Source organism: Microcystis sp. M049S2, assembly GCF_020245625.1.
In the GTDB taxonomy this organism is placed as follows: Bacteria; Cyanobacteriota; Cyanobacteriia; order Cyanobacteriales; family Microcystaceae; genus Microcystis; species Microcystis ichthyoblabe_A.
Genome location: NZ_JADBUN010000150.1, coordinates 1 through 11,245 on the forward strand (window position 1 = coordinate 1; position 11,245 = coordinate 11,245).

At 40.6% G+C, this 11,245-nt stretch carries 10 protein-coding genes and 1 pseudogene; 7 read left to right on the forward strand and 4 right to left on the reverse strand.

Annotated elements, in window-relative coordinates:
* Nucleotides 1–260 precede the first annotated feature (260 nt).
* Nucleotides 261–1,775, reverse strand: coding sequence for an energy transducer TonB (locus tag IM496_RS12845; protein ID WP_194016875.1), 1,515 nt, complete (start codon nucleotides 1,773–1,775; stop codon nucleotides 261–263).
* Nucleotides 1,776–1,947: 172 nt separating this feature from the next.
* Nucleotides 1,948–2,607, reverse strand: coding sequence for a hypothetical protein (locus tag IM496_RS12850; protein WP_194018452.1), 660 nt, complete (start codon nucleotides 2,605–2,607; stop codon nucleotides 1,948–1,950).
* A gap of 600 nt (nucleotides 2,608–3,207) precedes the next feature.
* Here IM496_RS12850 and IM496_RS12855 point away from each other — a divergent pair.
* Nucleotides 3,208–3,420, forward strand: coding sequence for a CAB/ELIP/HLIP family chlorophyll-binding protein (locus IM496_RS12855; RefSeq protein ID WP_002732553.1), 213 nt, complete (start codon nucleotides 3,208–3,210; stop codon nucleotides 3,418–3,420).
* Between the two features lie 58 nt (nucleotides 3,421–3,478).
* Here the strand turns inward: IM496_RS12855 and dapF are convergent, their stop codons facing one another.
* On the reverse strand, nucleotides 3,479–4,324 hold the full coding sequence (gene dapF, locus IM496_RS12860) for a diaminopimelate epimerase (RefSeq protein ID WP_194015864.1): 846 nt from the start codon (nucleotides 4,322–4,324) through the stop codon (nucleotides 3,479–3,481).
* A 61-nt stretch (nucleotides 4,325–4,385) separates the two neighbouring features.
* On the opposite strand from dapF, the gene IM496_RS12865 reads away from it, so the two are divergent.
* The 5 genes and pseudogenes from IM496_RS12865 to IM496_RS12885 all read left to right on the forward strand — a co-directional run bounded on the left by IM496_RS12865 (nucleotide 4,386) and on the right by IM496_RS12885 (nucleotide 7,474).
* Nucleotides 4,386–4,598, forward strand: coding sequence for an Hfq-related RNA-binding protein (locus IM496_RS12865; RefSeq protein WP_002733331.1), 213 nt, complete (start codon nucleotides 4,386–4,388; stop codon nucleotides 4,596–4,598).
* 360 nt (nucleotides 4,599–4,958) lie between these two features.
* A pseudogene (locus tag IM496_RS12870) lies at nucleotides 4,959–5,207 on the forward strand (glycosyltransferase); the annotation flags it as partial.
* Between the two features lie 101 nt (nucleotides 5,208–5,308).
* Nucleotides 5,309–5,764: a GtrA family protein gene (locus IM496_RS12875; RefSeq protein WP_287662135.1), complete on the forward strand. Its 456-nt coding sequence runs from the start codon at nucleotides 5,309–5,311 to the stop codon at nucleotides 5,762–5,764.
* Between the two features lie 63 nt (nucleotides 5,765–5,827).
* Nucleotides 5,828–6,676 (forward strand): hypothetical protein, encoded by an 849-nt coding sequence (locus IM496_RS12880; protein ID WP_287662138.1) that lies wholly within the window; start codon nucleotides 5,828–5,830, stop codon nucleotides 6,674–6,676.
* 9 nt (nucleotides 6,677–6,685) lie between these two features.
* On the forward strand, nucleotides 6,686–7,474 hold the full coding sequence (locus IM496_RS12885; RefSeq protein ID WP_287662140.1) for a hypothetical protein: 789 nt from the start codon (nucleotides 6,686–6,688) through the stop codon (nucleotides 7,472–7,474).
* Nucleotides 7,475–7,512: 38 nt separating this feature from the next.
* Here the strand turns inward: IM496_RS12885 and IM496_RS12890 are convergent, their stop codons facing one another.
* Nucleotides 7,513–9,093, reverse strand: a complete 1,581-nt coding sequence (locus IM496_RS12890; protein WP_287662141.1) for a hypothetical protein — start codon at nucleotides 9,091–9,093, stop codon at nucleotides 7,513–7,515.
* A gap of 567 nt (nucleotides 9,094–9,660) precedes the next feature.
* Here IM496_RS12890 and IM496_RS12895 point away from each other — a divergent pair.
* Entirely contained in the window at nucleotides 9,661–10,833 is a 1,173-nt protein-coding gene (locus IM496_RS12895; protein ID WP_287662142.1) for a glycosyltransferase family 2 protein, read from the forward strand.
* Nucleotides 10,834–11,245: the final 412 nt, after the last annotated feature.

Genomic DNA, 11,245 nt, shown 5'->3' on the forward strand with positions numbered 1-11,245 from the left:
AGGCTTTCAAGACTCGGTTAACAATTTGTAATATTCCTTGTTGACACCCTTACTGACAAAGAAAAAACTGAAATCAAGTCAGGATAAGGGTTGGAGTGCTTACTGCAAAAATTGTTAAGAAAGATCCCTATAAGGGATAGATCAAGGGGGGCAGGGGGGATCGAATCATTGACTAGGAAGATGAGAGTTTTTTTCAGTGATCAGTGAACTTAAAACTCACATCTGATAACTGATAACTGATAACTGATAACTGAAAAGGCCTAACTTTCTGGTTCAGTTTTAGCTTCCGCCGGCGGACCGGGAGGCAAAGCTTCCTCGCCCAGGGGTTGAGGATTTTGGCTAGTGGGGGGACTAGCGGGGGAAACCTCCGTCTGATTGAGAGCGGGGGGTTGGGAAGAAGTTTCCGGGGCTTTTTCCTCGATTATCGCTTCTTTGGGCGGTTCTTGCTGGGTTGGGGCCAGATTTGGACTTGTGGTTGCGGGTGGCTTGACGTTATCCGGTTGGGGACTAACGGCGGGTTGCGGGGTTTGATTGGGACGAAGCGGGGTTTCAATTGCCGGCGTTACGGGGGGGGAGTTACGCGTATTGAGGTTACTACCCTCCGGTTTTGGGGGATTAGCGATCGCACCTCGGCACACTTCCGGGTTAGGGGCAAAACTGACCCGCACCTGATAGATTCTCGACTCACCACTGGGATTATTAAAACGAGTTGATCTCACTTCCCCAGCCGCCTGTTGATTGAAAATCGGAAAGCCGGCACTTTTAATTAACTGGGGTTCACTGCTGAGGCGGCCTTGGGCATCCACCGTCACCCCATAAACCGCCGTCCCCGCTAATTGACGGGAACAAGCCGTGGCGGGATAGTTACCGGTCAAATTGACGGTAGTTATGCCTCCGCTGCCCTGATTGGGCTGATTTAGTTCATTTAAGGCGTTAGGATTGGTTTTTTGGACTCTGGTCAGCCAATCCACCTGATTTCTCATGGCCTCCTCGTTACTGGTATTGCTTTTGTCCGCCTCCAGGGAGCGCAAACGTTCCCGCATTTCCCACCTTAATTGTTGACGACGCTGTTCATCAATGGGCGATTGACCATTCGGATCCGACGTGCGGGCCAAGGAATTGTTTAATTGTTCCTGCGCCTGTTGCGATGCACTACGGGGCGAATTTCGCAATCTATCTAAAGTTAGATTATCTTGGTAGGGATCAAAGTAAGGCTGGAGCTGCTGGTTATTAGTCTCCCTAGGTAGATTATCATTGCCCTGCCCGGTGGTAACAGCAGGAGGACCAGGTAAACTGGGGGTAGAAGTGGGAAAATTGCGAGGAATCGGTAATCTACCCAGAGAGGGAATAGATGCCACGGGAGGAGAATAGACATTGACGGAGGGTAAGGAGGAGAGGGGAGGTAAAGCAGGTAAGGAAGGTAAAGGGGGAAGGGAAGAAACCGAGGGTAAAGGAGGTAAGGTGCTGTTATGGATGCCATCCATGGGGGGGAGAGGAGGCAAAGAGGAAGAAGACGAATTGAGGTTAGGCAGTCCGGGTAAGCTGGACAGGGAGGAGTCAAGACTGGGAAGACGTGACTGCTCTAGAGGATTCAATTCAATCAGATTGACGTTGCGTAATTCCTTTTTTGGCTCCTGCGCTGGATTATTGAGGAAATTAGGTAAGATAATCGCTAAAAGTAGGCCATGAATACCAAGAGAAGCGGCGAATGAGAGATTATTAGAGTTAATTAGCTTATTTTCTTCGGTTTCTAGACCAAAATAGGAGGATGTCATAATCTAGTTAATTGAGCAGAGCCTTGAGGGGAAAAGTTAACTCTATTCTAATCGTCAAGGCGATTTTTTTTTCTTGAGGGCGGGGAATTAATTGGTGTCAGTACCCCACCACCCCACACCCCACACCCCACACCCCACACCCTGCCCCTAGGAAAAACTTTTTCAGCCAACCCTACTTATACTGCGATCGAGCCACAGCTTTTAATTTGGGATATAATTCCGAAGGGTCTAACAAAGGGATAAACTCATCGATTACCGGTTTAAAATTAGCCGAAAAATTCTCCCTAGTTCCATGACCGTTAGGCGATTTAGGTACTGATTCTAATTTAAGGAATTTGGACGTTTCTGGGGTTAACTGTGAGAATAATTCCTCCAGATCACTCATACCTTTGCGAGGATCATTAAAAAGAGAAGTTTCTAAGTTTAGTAGAGAATCTTCCCTTGTGGCTTCCGCTCGTGGCTCTGGATAAGGCCGCTCAAGGGTGGGAGAAGGTATCTTGACCTGTTCCTGTTTATGGATAACTGCCGTTTTTTTGCCATTTAACTGGGAATCTGGCAGGTTTTTACAAACCAATCGCTCGAATTCCCCCGTAAAATGAAAGGTAGGATGGCCGCGACGGTGCCAAATTTTGAGAATTTCCTCCACCGAAATGACTTTGTAACGTCCCTGATAGAGTGCCTCTAAAATCGCCATGCGAATCCAATTGAGCGAATAGATGGGCAACCAGCGCTCGATTAATTCCTGCGCTTTGTATCCTCTCATTTCAAATCGATATTGGTTGAGTATAGTCGCTATCTGCATCAGGTTGATCTCTGGGCTAATCTCTGCCATGGAATTTACAAAAATAGTGAGCGCAATCGTTATGGCTACTAGGCACTCCGCATCTTAAGATTTTATCCGGGGTTTTTCCTAGCGGTTTTTCCCTATTCTCCCCACACTTACCCTTTCTAGTATCTTCACTCAAGGTCAGTTGACTCCCTAAAATCTGGTTCGCTTTTGGCGGCAATTTATCTCCCGCTAACTCCTGTACGGTTTAACGGGACTCCTCTGGCGACCTTAAGATAGTTTTTGTCTTTCCCCTGATTAGGCGATCGAGTTTACACTTCTTTGTTACCATAACCTGAGTAATTTGTCAAGAAAAAAGCAAAATTTCGTCAATAAACCCAGAGGAGATAGAACTATAGCACTACCCTGACAGCCTAGAACCCTGCTTTTGACTGACACCAAATCCGTTTTTAACTCTCAAGTTATCAATTGTTTCCCCCTTCTCCCCACACCCCACACCCCACTCTACTCTACCTTTTAAACAGGATTTAGTATGACGACCTGATCGAGGTTTTCTGAGTCCCCAGAAATTTTTTGTTAAAATTTGCAACATAACTTAACAATGTGTTACACTTCTTAACATAAGCATACAAAAGGAGCCTCCCCATGACTGCCCGCGGCTACACCACCGAAGAACAAGGAAGACTGAATAATTTTGCTGTTGAACCGAAAATGTACGTTGATAGTTCTAGCAGTCTCGGTTTTACCAAAAAAGCTGAAAAATTGAATGGCAGACTAGCTATGATTGGCTTTGTCTCTCTTTTAGCTATTGAATTGTTAACTGGTAAAGGAATCATTGCTTGGATTACCAGTCTCTAAGAATTAACAATCCCGTCGCGCTGTTCGGGGAGTTCAGTCCCCGTCCTAGCGGGTTGGTTTAGATACCATAAATGCCCTCAAAAACAGGTTTAGCAGGACCTGTCATGTAAACCCGGTTATCGGTTTGAGACCAGTGAATCTGAAGACAACCACCGGGCAGTTCCACGGTACAACGGCAATCGCATTTGCCCGCCAACAGGGCCGCCACCACCACCGCACAAGCACCAGTCCCACAAGCGAGAGTAATTCCCGCTCCTCTTTCCCAGACACGCATCTTCATATAATCTGGCGCGATTACCTCCACGAACTCCACATTAGTCCGCTGGGGAAAAACCGGGTGATGCTCAAATTTTGGCCCGATAGTTTCTAGGGGAATAGAAGCCAGATCATCCACAAAAGTGACACAGTGGGGATTACCCATACTAACGCAAGTAACTAACCAATCTTTGCCCTCCACCTCTAGGGGAACAGCGAGGACTTTTTCTGACCCCTTGACCAAAGTGGTGGGGATTTCACTGCCGAGGAGTTGCGGCGGCCCCATATCGACCGTTACCTGTTCATTGGCTTCTAAACGGGGAATGATAGTTCCTGCTAGAGTATGAATGCGATAGGTGCGGCCAATGGTGTTGTTAGCCTCTAAACGGGCGATAAATTGAGCTAGACAGCGAATACCGTTACCACACATCTCCGGTTCTGAACCATCGGAGTTGAAAATTCTCATGGTGTAGTCGGTTTCCGCTTGGCCAGGAAGCGCAAAAATCACGCCATCGGCGCCGATGCCAAAATGTCGATCGCACATAGCCACGGCCATTTCCGCTGTGATCAGGGGTTCGGGACTGTGACGGTTATCTATCAAAATAAAATCATTGCCCAGGCCTTGATATTTGGTAAAGGGGATTTTCATGGTCAATAAAAGCTGCTCAACAGGAATAATAGAGGATGAACACCTCATCGATAAACTCATTATGTCTCAATTTGATCCTGGTTTGCCGAGTATTAAACAAGTACAGAGCTATATTCAAGAGAAACGGGAAGTAGAAATTAAGTTAAGCACCGATGATCTCCTCGTTGGTCGCATCCTTTGGCAAGATGCTAACTGTTTATACCTAGTTGATCACTACGATAAACCCACTTTAATTTGGCAACAGTCTCTAGTTTATTTAAGACCTAAAGCCTAGGGGGAAATTGGCGATATTTGGCCGTGGGATGCGTCCCGGACGCATCAAAAATTCAGTGCCAAGCAGATAGCTTTTGAGTAAATGTAACGTCAGTTTGGGTTAAGGAGATTTGGCCATAAATTTTAGCAAATAATTAGGTGGGATGGCGAGGATAGCATCAGAATTTCAGTTGCTCGAAAATTTGGGTCAAATTGCCCAATAAAGAAAGTCAGAGAATCCAGCAGAGCGATCGCCATTAAACTTCAGATATAGATTGCCGCTCAGAGGAAAAAGAATAAGCAGATTGTCTGCTAACAATTTGGGACACTGCTGTACATAACCTGTTATACTCTTGGGCAAAACGAATCCACCGGGATTGTTATGCTGGAAAATCAGGTCATGGCAGATGCCGCCTCTAATGAGCAGATACCTACTTTAGAATTATCCATCATCATGCCCTGTCTCAACGAGGCGGAAACCCTGGCCACCTGTATCGGCAAAGCACGAGATTATCTGGAACGACAGAAAATTGCGGGAGAGGTGCTAATCGCCGATAATGGCAGTAGCGATGGTTCCCAAGAAATTGCCACTAATTCAGGGGCGCAGGTGGTTCCTATCCCGGAAAGGGGAGTATGATCATGAGGGATTTGAATATGTGAGGACAGTTTATCTCTATTCGATATAGTAGTTACTATCGTGTAACCCAAGTTATTGCCAAAGTAATCTAAATTATGATTAATCTACTTCAAAAGAGTTTTTACAAATTTTGTTCTTTACTATCTAGTCAACAATTTCGACGATTTTTTATTTTTGGTTTAACTTGTAATATTATTTATACTGTTTCCATATATTTATTAACTGAAAAAATCAAATTTCATTACATTGCTTCGGTAGTTGTTGCTCTAATTTATACAAGTTTTATTGGGTTTTGCCTAAATAAGTTTTATACTTTTAATACAAGTACAAAAACCTTTTTTCCAGAATTGATAAAGTACTATAATGTCATGTTTTCTGGCTTATTAATTAACGTGGCTTGGATGTTTATTTTGGTAGAAGTATTTAAACTATGGTACATGGCATCGGTAGTAATTGTGAGTGCAGGTTTAATGTTTTATAATTTTTTCTTGCACAAACACTGGAGTTTTCGTGGTTTAAATAAGCATAAAAAAGACCCTAAGAGCAGATAGTTTTCCTTGTTATTAGTAGATCAATTTCGACGTTATTTAATTGAGTTAAGTGCATTAAATATTATGCCCAAAAAACAATTATTGACGAGAATATTTTGCGAAGATATAAACAAATTATTCTTTGCTTGTGGGATTTTATCAATTATCATTATTAAGTTTTTTTTAATCAGAAACAGTGAAGTTTTAGGGCATCCAAGAGATTCCTTGCTCTATACGTTAATGGCAGATCAGAATATTTGGTTTCCTACTAATAAAGCTAAGGCAATAATTGATTATATGCCAGGATATCCGATATTTATAATGGTTTCTAATTTTCTGAATTTTTATCTAAGAATTAGTCATGAGATTTTTTACACTCTCTCTAATATTTTATTAGTTTTTAGTTTTAGATTACTAAAAATTCCTCGATATATCTGCTTAGTTATTTTTGCAATTTTAACTTTTCATATAACAACTTTTCTGTGGTTCAATACTATTTTAACTGAAACAATAGCCATTAGCTTATATCATATCCTTTTGGCGTTAACTGTCATAACTGTTATGTCAGAAAATTTAGCCAGGAAACTAATATTTTCCGTTCTTGGTGGATTGTGTTTAGGAATAATATTCATTACCCGTCCAGAGCAGATAGTGTTCTTCCTGAGTTACCTAGTTGTTTTTGTTATTCTTGTATTAAGAAATAGAATGAATATAGCAAGAGCTATTCGAGAAGCTTTGCCGATTTGTATTATTCCCATTGCTATAAGTTTATTAATTACTACAGTTTTTACTTTATTAAATGCTTTTTTTCTAGAATTACCAGCGTTATCCATTAGTAACTCATCGGCTTTCAAAGAAACTTTTTCCCAGATTCAGAGTATAGATGATGGTCAAAATATAGATGATTTTGAGTTTGTCAATATAAATCGCTAACAATTAAAAATGGCTTATCAAGTGAGTCCAACATTGAATCAAGTCAAACCTCTAATCGAAGAAGAATTAGCTAGGAGAATTACTAGACTCGGTGGAAAAGATACTACTAATATAGAAGTAGCAATTGATTGGGTGTCCTGGTCAACAATAGAAGCAATTAGAAGAAGCAATTTAACAGAAGATAGGAGTATGTATCAAGTTTTTACTCAAATTAATTCTGAACTGCAAGAGGCATTTAACGATAAAAGAATTAACCAGAAAACTTTCTCTTTTAATGATATAGATATAGGATTTTGGCTAAACAAATTTCCTCATTCATTAACTGAAATGAGTGGATATTTATTTTTGCCACGAGTCAGTAGTAAGAAATTATTACAAAATACGGATGATCCTCGAGTAACCCCTGAAATGAGATCAATATTTAATCGAGTGGCACATCGTCGAACTTATCTAGTTAATCAACGAGATTTAAATAAAGACCTTATTTTCTATTTAAACCGGATCACTCCTTTAATTCAGATCATCAATATTCTTGGAATGATATCTTTTGTAATATTATTGGTCTATTACTTGGTTAAACCTGTTCACTCCCAACTTCTCAATCAATACACATTGATTATTTCTTTTGCCTTATCTATAATTTTACTCCGCTTATTTTTGTATATTGCAATTGATCTGGCATTTTTCCCTGCACCTTCACGTTATTTATTCCCCACTAATCCATTGCTATCCGCACTGTCAATTCTAAACTTATATGTTACAACTAAACTTTTAAGTTCATTTCGATTTTCAGCTTGATATAGCTAAGGTTTATGGCTGTGAAACCAAGATAAACTTCAATTTTTCATTTTCAGTATCTTTTTTGACAGCAAGTTAAAAACGACAAATATATTGAGTAAGGATAATCCAGAGAACAATGGCATACTGGGAAATAGATAACGCATCGGAATTTCCCAAGCAGAGGCATCAAGTAAACTATAGAGAAGAAGACGAGCAATTTGAGTTAAAAGAATCAAGAAAACTATAATTATGTAGGTAGATAGAAACAGTGATTTAGCTTGATAAACACAGTAGTAAATTAGGAGGATTACAAAGGAAATAATTCCCAGCACATTGAGAACATATACGAGATAATTTAATATTTTAACTTTAGTAAATATTTTAGAATTAGGATTGTGGTTGTTGATCAAAGCGGCTCGGCGATTAGCGGTTGCATTAAATAATGCTACACTGGCTTTGGGATCATCCTTAGCAATAATATTTTCTACTTCAGACATAGGGGGGAATATAAACCAATTTACCACCTTAATAAATGAACTCTTGACGTGGGGCAACCAAACCCCTATGTTAGGATCTAAATAACCTAATAGTAAAGGTTTACTAGGTAAAGTTTTCTCCTGAAAGGCCTTTTCTAGTTCCTTATTAACTTCTGTGAATACCTGATAAACACTCTGAGATTTTCGATCTGATGATACCTCGCGAGCTGCATAAATTAACAACCAGGTATTGTAACTTTGCATCATTTCTTCTTTGGGTAAGAAAGGCTTCATTTTTTTCAAAGTTGGGCTAACTTCATAAGCAGCGGCTAATTGTGCCTGCGTAAAAGTAATATATCTTTGAGGAGTACCCACATCTATTTTCATCAGTTTTGTGTACATTCCTTTATAACTGGGAGAATCGAATAAACTGACTCCAGACACACCAAAATTGACTTTGTTTAAGACCGTGCAGGAGAAATTAACTAGACAGAAAAGCAGAAAGGGAATTAAACAGTAATAAACGATTTTCTCGATCTTTTGATTTCTGGAAATTCGATAACCTGTGATCCAAGTAATTAGACCGAAGCCGAGAAAGTATAGATAGAATACCTCTCTTTCTGGTCTAGTAATGGCAATCATTCCTAGAATCAAACCCGATAGACAGGAATAAACAAGTTTACTCGATCTTTTCCTAGAAATTAATAATAATATTGTCACTCCCACTAGAAAATTGAATAAAGAAATTACCGATGATTCACTCCTGGCATCATTGAAAAACCTAAAAGTCAATGGATAAAAAACCATGACACCAAATACACCAAGACAAATCAATTTAGGAATTTTCAAAAATCGCAAGCAATAAACTAAAAATCCCGTGGAAAGTATATAAAAAATCTCGTGAAATATTCTCAAAGGTATCCCAGACAAATTAACTAACCAAACAAAGATAGAATAACCGGGAGGATGACCTAAGGCCCCGATACCTACTTTATCCGACCAAATATTGAATGCCGCTCTCGCCAGATAGCTTTCTGGATCGGAACCGATAGCGACAATTTCATACTTTCTGGTTAAATAAAATTTAATAATTATTATCAGGACAAATCCTAATCCAATAAGAAAGTTAAAAATTTGCGTACGTTGACTTAATTTATTCATAATTTTCTTATACCTCAACACTTTATGATAGTTCTTAGCTCTCTGAGTTTTTTTTGAATAGGTAAAGTCTGTCCTATAATACTATACAAATCGTTGTGAATTCACCAACAAGTAGATAGATAGGAAGTCTCCCTTATCGGTTAAGATTCATCAAACTAAGAATTAAGAGGTCTCCCAGTCATTGAAATTAATTTGTAACCATTGACCTGTTTAGCTTACCAGATAATGTGGCACATTGTACCACATAAAACCTAAAAAACTATGGAACCCTCTTTAGAGCCAGATAAGCTGTGAACAAGAAGCAAGAAAAATCTAGTTTCTCTGGGTTGCCAAATTTTTGCCCTAAGCTGTTCGTAATCTAAACCCCGTTGTTGGGATGCTGAAGGCTGTGTCTAGCTTAGATAGCTTCGGAAATCTGGATAATGAACAGCCCAATCATTATAGGTTATTGGGGACAAAGACAAGCCAATCAATTAAGGCAGCACTATTGAGCAATCAAAAATTTGTTGTCACAAATGTCAATAATCCTGTTATACTCTTGAGCAAAACGACTCCACCGCCATTGTTATGCTGGAAAATCAGGTCATGGCAGATGCCGCCTCTAATGAGCAGATACCTACTTTAGAATTATCGATCGTCATGCCCTGTCTCAACGAGGCGGAAACCCTGGCCACCTGTATCGGCAAAGCGCGAGATTATCTGGAACGACAGAAAATTGCGGGAGAGGTGCTAATCGCCGATAATGGCAGTAGCGATGGTTCCCAAGAAATTGCCACTAATTCAGGGGCGCGGGTGGTTCCCATCCCAGAAAGGGGTTATGGTAGCGCCCTGCGGGGAGGTATAGCCGCCGCCAAAGGTCAATACATTATCATGGGGGATGCCGATGATAGCTATGACTTTACCAATCTCTCCCCTTTCCTAGAAAAATTGCGACAGGGTTACGATTTGGTGATGGGCAATCGTTTTCAGGGGGGAATTAAACCAGGGGCGATGCCGGTATTGCATAAGTATCTGGGCAATCCTGTCTTGACTTGGTTAGGACGGTTATTTTTTGGTAGTCCCTGTGGTGATTTTCACTGTGGATTGCGCGGGTTTAGTAAACAGGCGATCGAACAATTGAACCTACGCACCACTGGCATGGAATTCGCCAGCGAGATGGTGGTGAAAGCATCCCTCTACGGTCTGAAAATTACCGAAGTACCAACCACTTTATCCCCTGACGGTCGCAGTCGTCCCCCCCACCTAAAAACTTGGCGCGATGGCTGGCGACATCTCCGCTTCCTCTTAATGTATAGTCCTCGCTGGTTGTTTCTCTACCCCGGACTGGCTTTAATGTTTCTGGGGTTTGTGGCGACGATTTGGTTTATTCCTCAACCCAGAGTTCATACCCTTCTCTATTCAGCCACAGCTTTGATTATTGGCTTTCAAATTTTCAGTTTTGCCGTCTTCACAAAAGCTTTTGCTATCAGCGAGGGTTTATTACCGGAAGACCGCAAGTTAAGACGATTTTTCCGTTATCTTAATTTGGAGGTGGGTGTGATCATCGGAGGAGGTTTAATCTTGTTGGGAATCGGAGGATCGATATATGCTTTTCAAACTTGGGAAGCGAGGCAATTCGGTACTTTAGACCCTGCTGTAATCATGCGTCTCGTGATTCCTTCAGTGACCTGTCTCGCTTTGGGAATACAGGTGATTTTTTCCAGTTTCTTTTTAAGTGTTTTGGGATTGAAACGAAGATAAAAACAATTGTAACTGATTGTTATCGGCTTTATTGCTTCTAAACTTATATGTTACCGTTCAACTTTTATACTCAAAAATACCAAGAAATAGACAATCATCCTAGTTCTGATGGTATCCGTATTAAACAGGGTAAGCTCATCTAATTTAGCAGTTAAGTAGGTAGGCACAATTATTTGTAGGATGGGTTAGCGGTAGCGTAACATAATCGGGCGTTGGGTTTCATGCTTCAACCCAACCTACGTTCATTTTATATTTAATTCCACCCACCTACTTAATCATATTCAAGCCAAAAAAGCTGACTACGTTGTCGCCCTTAAAGCTAATCATCCGACTCTTTATACTCAGGTCAAAAACTGGTTTGAGCAAGCTCAAGCACATCAATTTGATGGTATTCAATTTAGTTATGATTACC

Bases quoted from the DNA above. Each gene is read 5' to 3' on its own strand.
- IM496_RS12845 (WP_194016875.1), bottom strand. From the start codon at position 1,775: ATGACATCCTCCTATTTTGGTCTAGAAACCGAAGAAAATAAGCTAATT.
- IM496_RS12850 (WP_194018452.1), bottom strand. From the start codon at position 2,607: ATGGCAGAGATTAGCCCAGAGATCAACCTGATGCAGATAGCGACTATA.
- IM496_RS12855 (WP_002732553.1), top strand. From the start codon at position 3,208: ATGACTGCCCGCGGCTACACCACCGAAGAACAAGGAAGACTGAATAAT.
- dapF (WP_194015864.1), bottom strand. From the start codon at position 4,324: ATGAAAATCCCCTTTACCAAATATCAAGGCCTGGGCAATGATTTTATT.
- IM496_RS12865 (WP_002733331.1), top strand. From the start codon at position 4,386: ATGTCTCAATTTGATCCTGGTTTGCCGAGTATTAAACAAGTACAGAGC.
- IM496_RS12875 (WP_287662135.1), top strand. From the start codon at position 5,309: ATGATTAATCTACTTCAAAAGAGTTTTTACAAATTTTGTTCTTTACTA.
- IM496_RS12880 (WP_287662138.1), top strand. From the start codon at position 5,828: ATGCCCAAAAAACAATTATTGACGAGAATATTTTGCGAAGATATAAAC.
- IM496_RS12885 (WP_287662140.1), top strand. From the start codon at position 6,686: ATGGCTTATCAAGTGAGTCCAACATTGAATCAAGTCAAACCTCTAATC.
- IM496_RS12890 (WP_287662141.1), bottom strand. From the start codon at position 9,093: ATGAATAAATTAAGTCAACGTACGCAAATTTTTAACTTTCTTATTGGA.
- IM496_RS12895 (WP_287662142.1), top strand. From the start codon at position 9,661: ATGCTGGAAAATCAGGTCATGGCAGATGCCGCCTCTAATGAGCAGATA.